This is a genomic window from Lacrimispora algidixylanolytica (genome assembly GCF_003609635.1).
GTDB classification, from domain to species: Bacteria; Bacillota; Clostridia; order Lachnospirales; family Lachnospiraceae; genus Lacrimispora; species Lacrimispora algidixylanolytica.
Window position 1 is genome coordinate 1 of the sequence record NZ_MCIA01000014.1, and the last position, 19,188, is coordinate 19,188.

Here is a 19,188-nt window from a genome sequence, read left to right on the forward strand (position 1 = left end):
AGTAATAAAAACAAGAATCGCCAGAACCGGCATTTGCCGGAACTGGCGATTCTTGTTTTAGGGACTTATTTTACAGCCCCTTTTTTCATTATAATTATTTCTCAATCGATCTCCAACGGAAATCTGGAACTACATCAGACCATTTCTGAATTCCAATAATGGATTTTGCAAACTCTGTGGTTTCCAAAGTGTATTTTTTCTTATCAATATCTTTAAATACCTGCCAGATCTTTCTGCGCTTTGTAGCAACAAGTTCGTCACCCCGATCCATGGCACATTCCCAGAGACCAAAGGAGAGTCCGCTTCTTACTTCCAAAGGAGCATCTACCTGACGGCTTAAGATATAAGCATCAATATAAGGATTGCTGTCAACCAGGTAATAGGAATATGCAAATGCCGCTGCCTGTACCTGTGGTATATTCCCTCTTGACTGGCTTGTAGCCGTAAATCCCTGTTCCGTCAAAATGATATGGCGCACATGACCGGTTGGGGACTTTAGTGCATCCTGAGCCATGTAGTCGGTAAGAGTGGTTAAGTTCTTAAAGTTAATGACTGGGGAGTTAAAATCATTTTTCACAAGGCCGGTATTGTCATCATCCCAGAATTCCGGTTCTGTCATTGGGCATGGGTATGGGTGATAGGAAAGTCCCCAATCCATCTGTCCCTGCTCGTTAGCAATGGAGTTAAAGGTATCTACAATGGCTTTTCCACCATATTTTAACTTATTATCAATCTCATTGTTCCAGTTGTAATCGAGAGAATAATAAACTCTGTCATTGGCACTGGTACTCTTAATGGCTGTGTAGAAAACTCGGAATGCATCCTGGAACGTCTGAACATAACTTGTTATATCTCTAGGCCCTATATAGTTCCACTGCTGGTTGTTGATTTCATTTCCAATGATCCAGTTGGAGATCTTTCCGTAATTAGGGTGGGATCCACTATAGCGTTCTGCTAAGAAAGATGCGATGGCTCTGGTTTCATCAAGGCCTTCCTGAGTAGCTGTATTAAACATATAATAGAATGCTTTGGAAGTCTTCTTTGCTCCAGGATAGAGAAGGTTTGGTGTTTTGTCATTCCAACCATTTAAAACGATGGCTGTTACTGTCATTCCCTTTCCAGACAAGGCACTGATTGTGTCATCATAGCCGGCAATGACATTCTTATCAAAGTGATAGGTCTTTCCATCAAACTGATAATCAATTCCTGATCCAAGGATCTGGTGAAATGCTATGTTGGTTGCAACATGCTTTACACCTAATTCAAAGGCATCACCTAGCATATTTAATTCAATGTTCAGACCTTTTTTGGTAAGAGGAGAGTTAAATACTGCCGTATTGGATGCAACCATCTCAGGGTTTGTTATGTAATGAGGCTTGCTGACTTCTATGTATTTGGCGCCATCCCAAACTGCCACAACGAATTTACTAAAAAGTCTATCCTGGGCTGTGTTACGGTTTAAAGGAAAGGTAAATGTGACCGTGCCACTAGGAGAAGCCTTTGCAGCAAAATCCGTTCTTCCATCTAAGTTACTCTGATAGGGCTGCATCTCAACCAGATAAAGAACTCCGTCCGTTCCTTCCATATTAGCAGTGCTTGAGATTTTCACCGTTACATTGTTTTTATCTGAATTAATCAAACAGGACTGTATATCAGCCTGCACTCCTGCCTGACCTACATCTGCAAGTGAAACAAAAGCAGTTCCACAGCACAGAAATGCAGCGGCAACAAGTCCAGTTAAGGCCCTGCCTATCTTTATTTTCTTCATGTTCATGTTCCTCCATATTGTCATATTCACGTCATTTCCAGATCCTATACAATGATAACCAATTTCCCTGATATTTACAATAACGAAATTATTACTTATTCGTAATAAAACCTTAAGGCTTGCGGTCACATAATAATAGGCGGTGCACATATTTTTATGGAATCTCGGCTCCTACGGCTGCTACAAGGATTATCCTGGGAAAGCTTATCTCCCATATTATGTTCACTTCAAAAAGATATTTGGTAAGAGTTGGATCAACCTGAATACAAGAAAGCTTTTCTAATTAAATTGCGTAGGTATGGTAATGCACAATCTTCATGAAACAAAATGACATGGACCACTACGAAATCAAAAGCGAGAAAAAATATCACCAATCCTGCTTTTATTGACTTCCTAAAATACTGCCCCTATAATATTTTAAATGTAGACTTATGAAATAGGATGTACCAAATGCCTAAATTTCGTCTCCAGTTAGCAGAAGAATACGCAAGGTATCCACTGACAATGCGATAAGCTGCTTTCTAAAACCGAATTGATATATGAGACCTTTGACTTTCTCAAAAACTGCGTTAGACAAGCAACAACAACCGTTGGGTATAAAGTTGATTTTTTTCAACATATTATTTAAAAAAACATATAGGAATCCTTATAAGCAAAATAAATAGCGGAATCGTTTCAGAAAGGAAAGAATCATGAATTCAAAAATTTACGAAGGAGCATCTTCTATAATAGAAGCTCAATGGGAAAATCACAAGGTCATAATATATCTCCCTCCCTCCTGGAACAAAAAGGGAAGCAGAGTCTATCCAGCCGTCCTGGTTCAAGATGGGGATCAGGCCTTAAAGGCAGTCACTCCTGTACTTTCAGAACTGGAGGAACTTTGGAGTAAGGAAAAGGGCAGAGAGTTTGTTCTGGTCATGATATGTCCTCTGGACCGACTCTCAGAATACACTCCATGGTCAGCCCATGCCATGTCCTCCCGCTTCCCTGATTTTAAAGGTGGGGGAAATGAATACCTTGCTTCTCTTGAGACAAAACTGCTCCCCTGGTTATCAAATAACTACAAGGTAGATCAGGAAAACGTCTCTTTGCTAGGTTACTCACTTGGAGGTCTGATCAGCGTATACGCACTTACCATACAAAACTGTTGGCGTCATGTGGCTGGTATTTGCAGTTCTTTTTGGTACGATGGTTGGATGTCCTGGATTGAGAGCAAAAACATAAGCAAAGACCTGATCTCTCTTTGCGTCCACTATGGCACTGGGGAAGGCAAAGGAAAATCAGGTCCGATGGAGAGAGCTGCTGAATATGCCGAGAAAACTGGAGAACTTCTGTCGCAAAGATTGCCGGGAAAGGTCACTGTTACTAAGGATGATGGAGGCCACCATTCCTTTGCAGGTCAGCGTTACCGGAATGGACTTTTATGGTTAAATGAGCAGCTTGGAATATCATAATTAATATTCAGTACTTCTAGTCATTCACTTGAGAATAGTTTAGAGCCGGTCTCCTAAAACATCAGAGATCGGCTCCATTTTCTTTTACTTAATTCTTACCTCATTATTGCTCTAGCCACATAGTCACACAATATGGAGTAGGTGGCTTCTATACTTTGTCTCTCTTGTTCGTATTCTGATGGATTTCCAGCATATCCCAAAGGTACTAGTTCCCTCGTGCTTTCTCCACCCCTCAACCATATTTTAATACTATCGTAGTTTAAGGAGTAGTCTTTCAGATTTTTTACAGCCTCCGTATCTACAAGATCCTTAAAAAAGTGTTCCATGGCAGCAGTTTCAAATGCTCCAGCATGAATATCCAATAGCCCATTATCAGCCGGAAAAAGAGATTGTGGATAATTGGCTTCATCTAATAAAATATATGGTTCATCTCCTTTTAGATTGTAGTTCCTTAGATCAAAAGGTTCCATTAATATTTTAATATTCATATCATGTATTTTATTTGACTCTTTAATTGAATCCAGTATTGTCTTTATATGTAAAGGGTCACCATGCTGATTAACACAATAAATACGATTGAAACCAAATTTACTTAGATTCTCAAAAATGTCACCTAAGACCCTCTTTAAAGTCTACTCTTTAAAGCAAAAGGATCCCGGAAATGCCCCCATGCAATTATTAATCCCCCAATAATATGGTGGTGCTATCAGACATTTACCATTCAAAGATTCGATTTTCTTTTTAACCTTTTTGCATACGGCATAGCTTAAATATATATCTGTTGCTAGCGGTAGATGGGGACCATGTTCCTCAATTACCCCTAATGGAAATAGTACAGGTATATCTTGATTACCCAGTAACTCAATTTCCTTCCAATTCATATTTGCCATTGTTTCACTAAAAATAGATTCCATTGTAATCCCCCGATTTCTTAATTGCATTATTTCATACTAATACTTTACCGGAACCAGTAAAAGAAATTAACGAGACTCCTTATTTAACCTTAGTTGTAAAATAAGTAATCTCGTCTTAATCAGTATATTACATAATAAGTTATGATACAATTAATTTTACTATTTTCCATTTTAAGCTGTTAGCTTCACTGCATTTTTTATAGTGGGTTAATTAAACAATTAGAATATGAACAATTTTGTAGTACCATTATAGTACCAAAAAGAGACGGGGTTGGCCGCCTCTGTGTCAAAACTATAAATAAGCATAATACTCAGTGTTAATTGTACCGCTGTTAATGTTATATGATTTTACATCAACATCGGACACTGTACTGTCTATGTCATAATCGGATATAAGTGAATTAATATCTAATCCAGTTAATTGTCTTAAATAAACTATGTTAACTCCTCTATTGAGCATTTCTAATATTGCAGTCTTTTTATAGCTCTCAGGAGGGTATAAGGATATATTTTTAGTTCCAGATTTATATGTTTCTAATAATGCGCTGGCCCCAATTATCTTATAAGCTCTTATTAGTGTTTCAGATATTTTCGTCGTAGACGGTCTTAGATTTGTTGCCTTGTATAAAAATTCAAATAATGAAATACTATTATCATACTTTAAATTAAAGTGCCTCTCTGCGAAATTAACCGTATTAATTATTTCCGATCTTACACCATTTGGGATTTTTATCGTTATGTTATTATAGTTTATTTCTCTGAAACTTTCTTTTTTTATGTTACCTATTTGCAAGGTAATTATTTCACTCGCTTTAAGCGGAATCAAGAGAGATAATTTAATATATAACCTAGCTATTAATACATCATAAATTTTCTTATCCTTTTGTCTTGTCAGGTCTCCATCTAAATAATTCTCTATTTTGCTTAGCACATCTGTAAGAATGTCAATTGGCATAACGGATTACTTTGATCCCGTATCAATTTTACTAATATTTTATTTTTGAATTGAGGAGTATTTATATATGCGTATAACTCACGGAAATTAAAATAATTCTCCATTAGATAAACAAATAAGCTTGTAAGCCCAGCAATATGAGAATTTAAAGTACTGGGTGAATCTATTTTCACTTTTATAAGTGATTCAAAATACTTATCAATATCTCGAAGCGATAGATCAAAACAATAATCACTTAATCCATTCTCTATTAAATAATTCAAAAACGTCCGTAAGGCGTTTTCATATTTATCATCTTTTTCAACTAGATTATCAATTAATTTTTTAAAATTTTCTCCATTTTCCATTTAATATTCCTCTTGTGTTTTTGATTATTATAAACTAAATTAGGTTAAAAGAAATCACCTATCTTTCAACAGGTGTACTAGTTTTTTACTTGACCTCAATAACTGATAAAGATCCTTATTCTTTATTCTTCTCCAACAGTTTTAACTTAAACTTGACATCACAATGTACTAATGTTATATTTAAATTATAAAAGAGAAACCGCCACACAAGGTGGAAGCTCCCAGTATAACGACAAATGTCCTAATGGACACCGCCTATCCTGTTCGCTGCAGGGTAGGCTATTTTTTTAACTTATCTATGTAAGTCAGCAATGCCAAGATAAAAGTTGCAAATAAAAGTACGTCTGCAAATGAAAACATATCTGACACCACCTCCCATCTCGTTATGACTTAAAGACATAAAAGCTGGAAGGTCCCACCCTGTATTCGGTTACTCCTAAAAACATATTACCATAAATTACCAAGGTGAACAATCTTTTTTTACTGCCAACTGTTCTCATCAATCTTGTTAACACTTTTATATTAAAAGAGACGGAGTTGGCCGCCTCTCAATATATTCAAATCTATTCATTATTTTTTCATAACGCCATATGCATTAAAATCATAAGTCACCCCATCTATCTGGAGTTTTCCTGTTACCATGACTCCTGTATCATTAGTATAGTACCAGTTGTTTCCTATTTGAATCCAACCAATTTTCATATATCCGCTCTCATCAAAATAATAACGTTTTCCTTCAATTCTAACCCAGCCATTTTTATAATATTTTCCATTTTCCAACTGATACCATTTTCCGATATCATTACTCATCCAACTTCCCGGCTTTGCTTTTAAGCAAGTGTCTTCATAGTAACTATCCGTGTTCTCATCATATCCTATAGATGGCAGATTATTTAAATAATCCTGTTCTGACAGATCTGCATTCATATTTTGTATATCTTCTTCTGTCAATGGTCCAATTTGTGTTTCTGGATTATAACGATTTGCAAATGATGTTATGGTAAAACTAGTAGCTAGTATCGTTGTAATATAAAAAATTCTTCTTATTTGTTTCATACAATTTCCTCCCATTTTCTTCCATTATACAACATGTTTTGCCAAAAGAAAACACCCATCGACGATAAATCAACAGGCGTTCTCAAAAATGGAGCAGTATAAATGGACATGGGATTCACTTAATTATTAATTTTAAATAACAGCTTTCTACTCCATTTGGGAGGTTTTCTCCTCTTTAGTACCACAAGACAAAAAGAAAAAGCCGAAACCCTTATAAACTAAGGGCTCGGCTTTAAATTTTAATTATTCAACGATAGTAGCAACTCTACCTGAACCTACAGTACGTCCGCCTTCACGAATAGCGAAACGAAGACCCTGCTCCATAGCGATTGGGTGGATAAGTTCAACAGACATTTCTACGTTATCGCCAGGCATACACATTTCTGTGCCAGCTGGTAAATCGCAAACGCCAGTTACGTCAGTTGTTCTGAAGTAGAACTGTGGTCTGTAGTTGTTGAAGAAAGGAGTATGACGTCCACCTTCATCTTTTGTTAAAACGTAAACCTGAGCGGTAAACTTCTTATGGCATTTTACGGAACCTGGTTTAACCAGACACTGTCCTCTTTCGATTTCAGCTCTCTGAACGCCACGAAGTAATGCACCGATGTTATCACCAGCACGAGCATCGTCAAGTAACTTACGGAACATCTCGATACCAGTTACAACAACTTTACGAGTCTCTTCATGGATACCAATGATTTCAACTTCGTCAGATACGTGTAATGTTCCACGCTCTACTCTACCTGTAGCAACAGTACCACGGCCTGTGATTGAGAAAACGTCCTCGATAGGCATTAAGAATGGCTTCTCTGTTTCACGAACTGGATCTGGAACCCACTCGTCAACAGCCTTCATTAATTCAAGAACTTTATCTCCCCAAGAGCCTGAAGGATCTTCAAGAGCCTTTAAAGCAGAACCCTGAACGATTGGTGTATCATCGCCTGGGAATTCATACTCGTTTAACAGCTCACGGATTTCCATGTCTACTAACTCAAGTAACTCAGAATCATCAACCATATCGCACTTGTTCATGAATACAACGATGTAAGGAACGCCTACCTGACGAGAAAGTAAGATATGCTCTCTTGTCTGAGCCATAACACCATCGGTAGCAGCTACAACTAAGATAGCGCCGTCCATCTGAGCAGCACCAGTAATCATGTTCTTAACGTAATCAGCATGTCCAGGACAGTCAACGTGTGCATAATGTCTCTTCTCTGTCTCATACTCAACGTGAGAAGTAGAAATTGTGATACCACGCTCTCTTTCTTCTGGAGCCTTATCGATGTTCTCGAAAGCTACTGCCTGTCCAGTACCTAATCTCTCGTGAAGTGTTTTTGTAATTGCAGCTGTTAAAGTAGTTTTACCATGATCAACGTGTCCAATAGTACCGATGTTACAATGAACTTTGTTTCTTTCAAATTTAGCTTTAGCCATTTTATAACGTCCTCCTTAATTTACGCTCTCTTCGAGCTTTGTTTTTATATGTTAGGCTGTTTTTTATTATATGCTATTTGTGCACTATTTTCAAGCCTATTTACGGGTTTCAGGCAGTCGTAACCACCTGAAACCCAATGGAACCAGTTAGGAATTATTTGCCCTTTTTATCTGCAAGAACTTTTTCCTGTACACTCTTTGGAACCGGCTCATATTTCTCAAAGAACATTGAGAAGTTGCCGCGTCCCTGTGTTCTGGAACGTAAGTCTGTGGAATATCCGAACATCTCAGAAAGTGGTACGAAAGCTTTAACCATCTTTCCACCTCCGATGTCTTCCATACCTTCGATACGGCCACGACGAGAGTTGATATCACCGATAACATCACCCATGTAGTCCTCAGGCATAGTTACTTCAACTTTCATGATAGGCTCAAGAAGAATGGATCCACCCTTGTTCATCGCATCCTTAAATGCCATAGAACCAGCAATGTGGAATGCCATTTCACTAGAATCGACATCATGGTAAGAACCGTCGTATACAGTAGCCTTAACACCAACTACTGGGAATCCGCCGAGAATACCAGCCTTCGTTGCTTCTTCAATACCTTGACCGACTGCAGGAACATATTCTTTAGGAATAGATCCTCCGACAACGCTTGACTCGAACTTGAACAGTTCTTCGCCATTGGCATCCATCGGCTCAAAGCGAACCTTACAGTGTCCGTATTGTCCACGTCCACCAGACTGCTTTGCATACTTGCTGTCAATATCAACGCTTCTAGTGAAGGTTTCCTTGTAAGCAACCTGAGGTGCACCTACGTTTGCTTCTACATTAAACTCACGAAGCAGACGATCTACGATGATCTCAAGATGAAGCTCACCCATACCGGAAATGATAACCTGTCCAGTTTCCTGGTTGGTCTTTGCACGGAAGGTAGGATCTTCTTCTGCAAGCTTAGCTAACGCCTCGCCCATCTTGCCCTGACTAGCTTTTGTCTTAGGCTCGATAGCGATATCGATAACTGGCTCTGGGAATTCCATGGATTCAAGAATTACCGGATTTTGTTCATCACAGATAGTATCACCTGTTGTTGTTACTTTAAAACCAACAGCAGCGGCGATATCACCGGAGTAAACTTTATCTAACTCAGATCTCTTGTTGGCATGCATCTGAAGGATACGGCCTACACGCTCTTTTTTACCTTTTGTTGCATTTAATACATAAGATCCAGCGTTCATGATACCTGAGTAAACGCGGAAGAATGCCAGCTTACCAACGAATGGGTCCGTCATAATCTTAAATGCAAGAGCGGAAAATGGCTCCTCATCAGAGGAATGTCTCTCGATCTCATTACCGTCTAAATCAATACCCTTAATGGAAGGAATGTCAATTGGAGATGGCATAAATTCAAGAATTGCATCAAGGAGTCTCTGTACGCCTTTGTTTCTGTATGCGCTTCCGCAACATACAGGAATAGCTTTACAATCACAAGTTGCTTTTCTTAATACTTTCTTTAATTCTTCTATAGATGGTTCTTCACCTTCAAGGTAAGCCATCATTAATTCATCATCTAACTCACAGATTTTTTCAACTAACTCTGCATGATAAAGCTCTGCATCGTCTTTCATATCCTCTGGGATTTCAACGATGACAATATCATCACCCTTGTCATCATTGTAGATATAAGCTCTCATCTCGAATAAGTCGACGATTCCTTTGAATTCATCTTCTGCTCCGATAGGAAGCTGAATGCAGATAGCGTTCTTACCAAGACGAGTCTTGATCTGCTCTACTGCACCATAGAAATTTGCACCCATGATATCCATCTTGTTGATGAATGCCATACGAGGTACGTTGTATGTGTCAGCCTGACGCCATACATTTTCGGACTGTGGCTCAACGCCGCCCTTTGCACAGAAAACGCCAACAGCGCCATCAAGTACACGTAAGGAACGTTCAACCTCTACGGTAAAGTCAACGTGCCCTGGAGTATCAATGATATTGATACGATGCTCAGGAGCGCCAGCCTTTACTTTATTATCTTCATGCATAGTCCAGTGACATGTGGTAGCAGCAGAAGTAATTGTAATACCTCTTTCCTGCTCCTGCTCCATCCAGTCCATGGTAGCAGTTCCTTCATGTGTGTCACCGATTTTATAATTCACACCAGTGTAATAGAGGATACGCTCTGTCAATGTAGTTTTACCTGCATCAATGTGGGCCATGATACCAATATTTCTGGTTGCTTCCAATGGATATTCTCTTCCAGCCAAAGCTTTTTCCTCCTAATTAAAATCTATAATGAGCAAATGCCTTGTTAGCGTCAGCCATCTTATGCATATCTTCTTTTTTCTTAACGGCTGCACCAGTATTATTAGCTGCATCTAAAAGCTCATTAGCAAGTCTTTCTTCCTGAGTCTTTTCGCCTCTCTTACGAGAGTAAAGAATGATCCATCTCAGGGCCAAAGCCTGTTTTCTTTCGGTTCTAACTTCGATCGGTACCTGATATGTTGCTCCACCGATACGTTTTGCCTTTACTTCAAGTACTGGCATGATGTTGTTCATAGCTTCTTCAAATACTTCAACTGCTGGCTTGCCTGTCTTTTCTTCCATACGGCCAAATGCACCGTATACGATTTTCTGAGCAACACCCCTTTTACCATCATACATAATGTTGTTGATTAACTTTGTAACAACCTTATTATTGTATAATGGATCTGCTAATACGTCTCTTTTTTGAGTATGTCCTTTACGTGGCACGTTACTTCCCTCCTTAATATGGCTGGATCTCATTACTGGATAATCCAGCTATTCATTAGATCTCAGGTACTCACAAACATTCAAGTTGCGTTCGCGCTCGGTTCCTATATATAATCCTGCAACCTACAGGTTCAATATCAAAAGTCCGGCACTAGAAATTCAAATGTGTGGTTCTAATTATTTCTTGTCTTTAGGTCTCTTAGCACCATATTTGGAACGAGCCTGTCTTCTGTTAGCTACGCCTGCTGTATCCAGAGTACCTCTAACGATATGATATCTGGTACCTGGTAAATCTTTTACTCTACCGCCACGAATTAAAACAACGCTATGCTCCTGCAGGTTATGTCCTTCTCCTGGGATGTAGCTTGTTACTTCGATACCGTTAGACAGACGAACTCTAGCGATCTTTCTAAGAGCTGAGTTAGGCTTTTTAGGGGTAGCAGTCTTAACTGCAGTACAAACGCCTCTCTTCTGTGGAGCGGAAATATTAGTCGCCTTCTTCTGTAAAGAGTTAAAACCCTTCTGAAGAGCAGGTGCTGTAGATTTCTTTTCGCTTGTCTGTCTTCCCTTTCTTACTAACTGGTTAAATGTGGGCATTCCATTCACCTCCTGTGATATTGTCTGTGGTTGCTGTAAACTTCAGCTTAATTTACGCACAAAAACATGACGCGTTTATGCACGCCTAATTATTATATACATATAGTTTTTTTTTGTCAAGTTTTTCTTTTCCGAAGATTTGGACATAAAATGAGGCTTTCGCAAAGGATCTGCGGCAGCCTCATGATTATTTTTATTCTGTTTTTATTCTTTTAATTCTTTCAATTTTTCGTTAATCAGACCATCCATTTCTTCTGTATACTGATCTACCGTCATCTTGCCAGCTAAAACTTCTACCAGTTTATCACGAAGATCACTTTGTACGGCCCCGGTGAGTGCTTGATATCCCCACTCTGCTCCCGGACGGGAAGAAGTAGCTGCAAGCTCTTTTGAAAATATATCAAAAAATTCTTTGCCATATGCATAGTTTAAGCTTTCATTTCCTTTTACCTGAGATAAGTAGCTGTTCTCTTCACAGTATTTTGCATTATTCTCTGGCTTGGAGATCCATTCAATGAACTCAGCCGCTTCTTTTTCCACTCCGGTATTCTGGAACGCTGCCAGATACTTTCCTCCTGGTACAGAAGAGCGTATGGACTCTTTTGGAAGGTAAGTCACTCCCCATTCAAAGTCAGTGATCTGATCTTTATAATTTGCAATCATCCAGCTTCCTGAAAAATGCATCGCAACCTGTCCAGTCCGAAACAAGTTGTTTGGATTTTCAGAACCCAGCCAAACAGAAGATGGAATGATGCCATCATCATGAAGACCTTTAAAAAACTCTATGGCATGTTTATTTTCTGGAGTATTAAAATCACCAGCTGTTAATTCTGGATTTAATAATCCGCCACCTGATTGATATAGAAGCGTTGTAAATCTCTGTGGGGACTTATCATAAACAAGACCGTATTTACAACCACCCTTTTCCATTACAGTTTTCATGGCTTCTTTCCATTCATCCCATGTCCATACCTCATCTTCTGACTGAGGTACTTTAACTCCTGCCTTATCAAATGCAGTCTTATTATAAATGAGTCCATTAGAAGTCACATCCATTGGAGCCGCCAATACTTTATCATCAAAGACAAACTTCAGCCCTTCTCCAAAACTGTTTACAAACTCATCTTTATTTGATACGTATTCTCCCAGGTCCAGAAGCTGATTCTGAAATGGTCCTAAATTAGTAAGTCTTGCAATGGCTGGTGTTTCCTTACCATTGATCATATTTTTGATTTTGCTTTCCAAATCGGAGTATGGAACTTCAATCAAATTAACTTTAATACCTGGATGCTCTTTCATGTATCCATCAGCAAGCTTCATAAAGGATTCCCCTTCTTTTCCATCGCTGAACCATACTACATCAAGATTCTTTTCTTTACTGTTCGCTTGCTTTCCCCCACCGGAACAACCCACAAGGGTTGTAAGCGCCAGCATCCCCATAAGTAACCATGATACTGTTTTTTTCATAAATACCTCTCCTTCTTAAATGGTAATCTCATTTTATCATTTGCCTCACGTAAAAAATTTCATATTTCAGACAGGAAATCATTCTTTCTTGCTCTTTTTTGACTGGGCATATTTTTTGGGTGTAATCCCGGTCATTTTTTTAAAAACAGCGATAAAATGGCTGTCACTATTATAGGAAAGTCTTAGCGCCACATCAGTAACAGAATGTCCTTCCTTTAAAAGAGCTTTCGCCGCTATAATCTTTTGATTGGACACATATTGGGTCAAAGTAAACCCTGTCTCCTTTTTGAAATAGTGGCTTAAATAATACCGGTTCATATAAAACTTCCGGGAAATCTCATGAAGATCCAGCCGCTCTTCTACGTGAGACGCAATGTACTTTTTAAGCTGCTCAATTCTTTCCCGGTAGAGAACCGGGTCTTTAAACTCCTGGGTTTCACATTTGGCCTCATAGTCCAGAAGTGTTTTGCTTTTTTCCTTTTCCATAAAGAACTGGTACATCTCGTTGACAGAGACGATAAGCTCCAAAATGGAAAGTTTGATTCTTACACTAGTCTCAATGCTGCCCTTGTTTTCTGAATGAATGTTTTGTTCAATTTTTTCAAACAGCTTTTCCACCTTTTCAAAGTTAGTTCCACCTAAGTGAAGGCGATGAAGAAATGGGTCCGGGCGCTTTTCAAAAAACATGGTGAAATCATAATGGAAGGCTTCCTCCAAATGCAAAAGGAGCTCTGGCTCAAACATGAGAACATACCGGTGATATGTTTTATCTGCACCCCCGCTGGTGCGGTGATATTCCTTGTTATTAATCAGGAATAGATCTCCTGACTTGGCGTGATAGGTGCGATTGCCGATCTCCATGAGCGCTCCATCTGTGAGAAATAAAATGATCTCATACTGGTTGTGAAAATGGAAGCCCTGCATGGCCCAGTTCTCCGAGCCGCCATGGAAATAATAAAGTGATTCAAATTCTTCAAAAAATACTCTTTCTTTCATCTTCACAACCAGTCCTTTCTAATGCCAATAAGGAAGCATTGCTTCTTGAAGTACCAAAATCATAAGTGCCTGTCCGTAAGTCATCGGACAGCACGGAATTGTCTTGTAAAATTCTCCATCTAATCCAATGGGAGTGCCGTAAGAAACATTGTTAACGGTTCCATCTTCTTCAATATAATCCATAAGGTGATTCATACCACGTTCAATCAGTCCCTGGTAATCTTCCTTATTTAGTATACCAAGACGCACGCCCTTCATAATACCATATAAAAATGCTGCGCTACAGGATAATTCTAAATAGGAAGAATCATCGTTTATAATGGTATGCCATAAACCGCTTTCTGGGTCTGCATATTGTTTCAGCGCTGCTACCTGATTTTCATATACACTTAGGAAATACCGCTTTATGCCTTCATCTAGAGTAATGTCCTCTAGAAGCTCCATAATCACAATGGTATACCAGCAGTTTCCTCTTCCCCACAAAACTTTACCGTAGTTGTCGTTTCGTTTAAAGTTAAAGCCATGGTAGAACAGCCCTTCTTCTTTGTCAAGCAAGTACTTGATGTGATTGAGAATCTGGTAATTGGCTTCGTCTAAGTAATCCTTTCTACCTAAAATCTTACCAGCTCTTGTTAGAAATAAAACTGTCATAAAGAGGGTATCTATGAGTATCTCATCATCGTTGGCACTTCCTGTGATCATATGCTGAAAGCATCCGTCCCCAGTACGAATCAGCTTTTTATCCTCCATAATCCAGTCTGACCATTCTTTGATGAATTCCAAATATTCCGGCTTTTTTGTTATCTCGTATAGATAAGTGAGCGTCAGCATGGGTGATGTGGTATTAACATTCTTCTCTAAGATGCCTTCTTTGATTCGATGATCGAACCAATCCTCTATGAAATCCAAAATTTCTTTCTTCTGGCTAACTTCATAATATTTATAAAGTCCAAAGATTCCAACTCCTTGAGGCCATTCCCAGCAGTTAAAATCAATCAGGCTAATGGGATATATTTCCTTCATTCCGTTACTTTTAAGAGCCATCATCTTTTCTGATACCAGGTTCAGTTTTTCCTCCATGGTGTTTGTGTCAATCAATTTTCTGTCTCCTTCCATGTGATTTTTCCTTCTACGGTTTCTGGATACTGATATACAGACGCTCCATCAACCTTTAATACGTTTTCTGCATCGAGATCATATTCCCTTCCATTTTCATCTCTAACCAGAGTCCGTTCTCCATCTAGGGTAATCTCAATCTTTTTAAACTCATGCAATACATCTTCCAGGCTACCGCACTCTTTGATACTTCCTACTCGAACGACCCAGACATTGTCTCTTCCCTGACTGATGAATTCCCTAAACTGGTTTGGTCCCTGTTCTTGTATGGTGAGTCCACAAAGGGCTTTCACTGCCACATAAGCACCATCTTTTTCCAATACCAAAACTCCTTCTTCCCCTTGATAGCGGGAAAATGCAGAAATTGGTATATAAGCATGTGTGTAGCCAATCCGCTCCTCTTCTCCAATATGAAATCTTAAAATTGCAGTATTCTCATACTGGACTGCCAGAGGAAGAACGCCATTACCTGCCCAGAAGTTTGGTCTTCCGCTTCCATATGGAAAGGATTCTCCCGGATGATTGATGAACAGCTGAGCCGTCTCATCTATGGTTGCCTGTAAAATGTGTTCCTGATATCCCTTTTGAAATGGCTTAAAACCAATTGCTGTGGATAGAAGAGCTTTGCTGTTCTTATAGAGATAGAGATTGGCGTGGTTTTCAAATCCCTGGGTATTTTGAAAGATCATCTCATCTCCATCCTTAAGAGATACCAATTTCTCATATTCCTTTGGTGGCTGATAATCTCCTAGCACCAAAGGCAGGTATCCGATGCAGGCTCTATTTAAATAACCTGCATTGTATGCAACATAGAGTAAGGAAGTGGTGCCTGCATTGTAATTGCCTTTCATTTCCTTTTCGTAGCTGCGACCAAAGCTGGTCATAACTGCTCCTTTATGAGCATTAACTGCCAAGGAATAAAAGATCATATCCAAAGCCTTTTTTGCTTTCGCATGGAGTGGATTATCCACATCTGTCAAATTATATAGGGTACCAATCCCCAAAACATCTACCGGTATATAGGCGTTTGAATTCCATTCTGTAATAAATTCCCGAAAGAATTCATCAAACCAATGGTGAAGCAGTTCTTCTCCTCTTGCTTTCACCTCGGTTCCTAACTTACCACTGTTTGTGAAGATCTGATCTGGAAGGTAAGTTCCAGAGAGGTACTGACAGCAGTGAAACAAGAGCGCATGATTTTCACTAAAAAACCACATCACATCGTCACCTGGCTCATCAATCCAGTAACGGTAATTTAACATGGCCTCTTCTATTGCCCCCTTTAAGGTTTCGGAGATTCGGCTGTTAAAGGTCCGGTAAATATAGATCATAATGATGAAATGAAAATCAGAACAATCTTTTCTGTTTCTGACTCCTTCTAGTTCCTCTAATATGATATCCTCTGCACGCTGATATTCTCGTTCCCGTTGAAACAGGGCAGCTGCCTTATACGCATTTTCTGGGGCGAACCGGATTACTGCATCCAGCGCTAGCTTTTTACGGACATTGCTATCATCATTGTCGCTTAATAAGAATTCCCTTCTTACAAGCTGATTTCCAATCTTTCGTTTTATGATGATTCCCTTATATTCAAGCACCACCGTAAAATAGTAATACCCCGGAGATATCTCATCAGTATGGAATAGGGGGAGTCCCTTCTGTCCTGGTTCCATGGTGTATTTTCTGACTTTTATAAGTTTCCAGGATTGTTCCATCTTTTCTATAAATTCTCCTGGAGTTATCACGACCTCAAGATTGAGAGTCGTATCCAGAGGGTTGTTTAGATTCATTCTTATGTCTTCACTGAAATAAGCTTCTTTATCAAAGCACATTCCATTTAACATCAACTCCATTTGAGTTAAGATGTCTTCCTCTACGTCTTCTTTTACAGGAATAAGAATTTTTAAATCAGCATCTCCCAGACGCTTCATCCGAAAATAATAATCGGTATCTCGTTCTGCCAGATCATCTAAGCAAACTACCACATGATTTTTGCCTTCTTGAAGTGGAATGGATACTACTGTTTTCTTGACCAGATTTCTCGTAAATGGTGTAAAGTCTGTGATCAACTGATCATTGACCCAAAGAGTTAAGCCTCCGCATGTTTCAAGCTCAAAATCAACACAATCATTTTCCTCGGAAAGGAGTATGGTATAGCCATACATTCTTAAATAAGTAGGCTGATAATAAAAACCTGACCCATCCACGCCTGGATTCCCAAAAGGGAAATATTGTTTTACTTGCTTTTCCTCATCAAAGAATGTCAGCATATCCCCATTGGTAATATGGCTAAAATCTGGACAACCAGGTATTTCGCCTTTCCGCTCTTTAATGAACTCTTTCCTACAGGGATTTTCATGAATGGCAAATCCCTTCTTCAGCCATTCATTCACTCTGCCGTTTAATGTAGACCTGGTGAATTTTCGGATTTGAGTATGTACCTCGCTCATAAGAAAGCGATTGACAAATCCTTCCGCGAACAGCGGATACTCCAAGTATTTCATGTTTTTTTCCTCCTGTTTACTCTTTCACTCCCCCGGCTGTCATTCCACCGATGATATAACTTTGCAGTGTCACAAACACGATGATAACCGGAATCATGGAAATGACTGACATCGCCAAAAGACTGTTCCAATCCACGGAGTATTCACCAGAATAGTTTGCAAGTGCAAGCTGAATGGTATAACGTTCCTTGCTATTAATTACAAGCTTTGGCCAGAGATAATCATTCCATCTCCACATAAAGGAGAAAATGCATAAGACAGAGATTACCGGTTTGGCAAGCGGTAGCATGATCCGCATTAAGATGCTAGCTTCCGATGCTCCATCAATTCTGGCCGCCTCCATATAAGCATCTGGGATTCCCACGTAATACTGCCTGACCAAAAAGACCGCTGTTGGCGATGCTACCGCAGGAATAATCAGTCCCCATAAGCTGTTATAAAGATTCGTCGCTACGATCACCTTAAATATAGGGATCATTATAACTTCCAAAGGAATCATCAAAGTGGCAAGTACGATGCCAAAGATAATCTTATCTCCTTTAAACCGGTACTTTGCAAAGGCATAACCAGACATCACATTTACCACTACAGTTAAAAAGGTGGCCACCACACTGGTAAATACTGTGTTGAAAAAGTAGATACCAAAATGTCCTTCCTCTAGTGCCTTTTTATAGTTATAAAGAGATGGATTCTTTCCAATGAGACTGGGAGGCCAAGAGAATAATTCTCCTGTGCTTTTAAACGAGGAACCGATGACCCAAAGAATTGGTGTCAGGAATAAAAAGGTCAGTAGCAGTAAAAGCACCCATGTTCCTGCGGCAAATAAATATTTCTTACTATTAGTCTGCATCCTGCTCCCCTCCCTTATTTGCCTTAAATTGTACCACTGTGAATATGGCCAGCAGCGCAAATAAAATCATAGTCATTGCACTGGCATAACCCATCTGATTTTTCTCAAATCCAGTTTCCTGAATGGTCTGTACCATAAACTTTGTAGCTCCTGCCGGACCTCCCTGAGTTAGGGCGTACACAAGAGGATACGTTTTAATAATGGTTACCGTGGATAAAACCAGAACCAAAAGACTAGTTGGCTTTAATAGCGGCAGTGTAATATAACGAAACTGATGAAAGAATCCAGCACCATCTATTTTTGCAGCTTCATAATAAGTCTCAGATATTGCTTTAATGCCGGATATAAACATGACCATGTAATAGCCAGACATGCTCCATGCGGTTACAAAGATTACCACACCCATGGCATAATTTTGATCTGTCAGCCATTTGACTGGAGACCTTCCCATAGCAGTCAGCAGATAATTGATGACACCAAATTCTTCTCCCAGGAGAAATCTCCAGGTCAATCCAACAATAATGCTTGAAATCATGGTCGGCCAGTAGAATACAGCCCTAAAAAAGTCATTTCCCTTTCTGGCACTTGTTAAAAGCAGAGCAAGTCCCATGGCTGAGACGTAAACCAATGGAACGGAAACTGCAGTGAAAAACACGGTACGAAGAAAAGAACTCCAAAATCCCCGGTCTGAAAACAACTTAATATAATTATTAATCCCCACAAATTTCTGAGGATTTACCCCATCCCACTTTGTCAATGATATCCACAACCCATTTACAGCTGGAAAGAACAAAAACAGGCCAAATATAATTAAAGTGGGTGCAAGCAGCAGATAAGGAAACACACTCCGCTCAAACTTCCTCATTGTCTTACCTCCTTTTTTATGATTATAGCATGAAAAAAATAGTAAAAATCCAGTTTACTTATGCAAATACCACATAATATTGTCTTTTAATGTAGATAAA

Annotated in this window: 15 protein-coding genes and 1 pseudogene; 1 reads left to right on the forward strand and 15 read right to left on the reverse strand. The window is 39.2% G+C overall.

The window, feature by feature from the left end:
• Nucleotides 1-94 precede the first annotated feature (94 nt).
• A complete protein-coding gene (locus BET01_RS09840) occupies nucleotides 95-1,768 on the reverse strand; it encodes a DUF5722 domain-containing protein (RefSeq protein WP_120196631.1) in 1,674 nt (557 codons plus the stop codon).
• Between the two features lie 692 nt (nucleotides 1,769-2,460).
• Here BET01_RS09840 and BET01_RS09845 point away from each other — a divergent pair.
• Nucleotides 2,461-3,222, forward strand: a complete 762-nt coding sequence (locus tag BET01_RS09845) for an alpha/beta hydrolase (protein ID WP_120196632.1) — start codon at nucleotides 2,461-2,463, stop codon at nucleotides 3,220-3,222.
• Between the two features lie 95 nt (nucleotides 3,223-3,317).
• Here BET01_RS09845 and BET01_RS09850 read toward each other — a convergent pair.
• The 14 genes and pseudogenes from BET01_RS09850 to BET01_RS09920 form a co-directional block, all read right to left on the reverse strand.
• Nucleotides 3,318-4,163, reverse strand: a pseudogene (locus BET01_RS09850) (creatininase family protein).
• A 265-nt stretch (nucleotides 4,164-4,428) separates the two neighbouring features.
• Nucleotides 4,429-5,091 carry a hypothetical protein gene (locus tag BET01_RS09860; protein ID WP_120196635.1) on the reverse strand — a complete coding sequence of 221 codons (663 nt, stop codon included), beginning with the start codon at nucleotides 5,089-5,091 and terminating at the stop codon, nucleotides 4,429-4,431.
• Nucleotides 5,061-5,438 carry a hypothetical protein gene (locus BET01_RS09865; protein WP_120196636.1) on the reverse strand — a complete coding sequence of 126 codons (378 nt, stop codon included), beginning with the start codon at nucleotides 5,436-5,438 and terminating at the stop codon, nucleotides 5,061-5,063. The genes BET01_RS09860 and BET01_RS09865 overlap by 31 nt, the downstream gene beginning before the upstream one ends.
• A gap of 570 nt (nucleotides 5,439-6,008) precedes the next feature.
• Nucleotides 6,009-6,494, reverse strand: coding sequence for a hypothetical protein (locus BET01_RS09870; RefSeq protein WP_158585024.1), 486 nt, complete (start codon nucleotides 6,492-6,494; stop codon nucleotides 6,009-6,011).
• Nucleotides 6,495-6,737: 243 nt separating this feature from the next.
• Nucleotides 6,738-7,931 (reverse strand): elongation factor Tu, encoded by a 1,194-nt coding sequence (tuf, locus tag BET01_RS09875; protein ID WP_120196638.1) that lies wholly within the window; start codon nucleotides 7,929-7,931, stop codon nucleotides 6,738-6,740.
• Nucleotides 7,932-8,085: 154 nt separating this feature from the next.
• A complete protein-coding gene (gene fusA / locus BET01_RS09880) occupies nucleotides 8,086-10,206 on the reverse strand; it encodes an elongation factor G (RefSeq protein ID WP_120196639.1) in 2,121 nt (706 codons plus the stop codon).
• 16 nt (nucleotides 10,207-10,222) lie between these two features.
• The gene (gene rpsG, locus BET01_RS09885; protein ID WP_120196640.1) at nucleotides 10,223-10,693 is read right to left on the reverse strand and encodes a 30S ribosomal protein S7; all 471 of its coding nucleotides are present in this window, start codon (nucleotides 10,691-10,693) and stop codon (nucleotides 10,223-10,225) included.
• Nucleotides 10,694-10,870: 177 nt separating this feature from the next.
• On the reverse strand, nucleotides 10,871-11,290 hold the full coding sequence (gene rpsL, locus BET01_RS09890) for a 30S ribosomal protein S12 (protein WP_120196641.1): 420 nt from the start codon (nucleotides 11,288-11,290) through the stop codon (nucleotides 10,871-10,873).
• A gap of 204 nt (nucleotides 11,291-11,494) precedes the next feature.
• On the reverse strand, nucleotides 11,495-12,757 hold the full coding sequence (locus BET01_RS09895) for an ABC transporter substrate-binding protein (protein WP_120196642.1): 1,263 nt from the start codon (nucleotides 12,755-12,757) through the stop codon (nucleotides 11,495-11,497).
• 78 nt (nucleotides 12,758-12,835) lie between these two features.
• Nucleotides 12,836-13,753, reverse strand: a complete 918-nt coding sequence (locus tag BET01_RS09900; protein ID WP_120196716.1) for an AraC family transcriptional regulator — start codon at nucleotides 13,751-13,753, stop codon at nucleotides 12,836-12,838.
• A gap of 18 nt (nucleotides 13,754-13,771) precedes the next feature.
• Nucleotides 13,772-14,851: a glycoside hydrolase family 88/105 protein gene (locus BET01_RS09905; RefSeq protein WP_120196717.1), complete on the reverse strand. Its 1,080-nt coding sequence runs from the start codon at nucleotides 14,849-14,851 to the stop codon at nucleotides 13,772-13,774.
• Entirely contained in the window at nucleotides 14,848-17,373 is a 2,526-nt protein-coding gene (locus tag BET01_RS09910; RefSeq protein ID WP_120196643.1) for a hypothetical protein, read from the reverse strand. The genes BET01_RS09905 and BET01_RS09910 overlap by 4 nt, the downstream gene beginning before the upstream one ends.
• A 16-nt stretch (nucleotides 17,374-17,389) precedes the next feature.
• Nucleotides 17,390-18,223 (reverse strand): carbohydrate ABC transporter permease, encoded by an 834-nt coding sequence (locus tag BET01_RS09915; RefSeq protein ID WP_120196644.1) that lies wholly within the window; start codon nucleotides 18,221-18,223, stop codon nucleotides 17,390-17,392.
• Nucleotides 18,213-19,088, reverse strand: coding sequence for a carbohydrate ABC transporter permease (locus BET01_RS09920; protein ID WP_120196645.1), 876 nt, complete (start codon nucleotides 19,086-19,088; stop codon nucleotides 18,213-18,215). The genes BET01_RS09915 and BET01_RS09920 overlap by 11 nt, the downstream gene beginning before the upstream one ends.
• Nucleotides 19,089-19,188 lie beyond the last annotated feature (100 nt).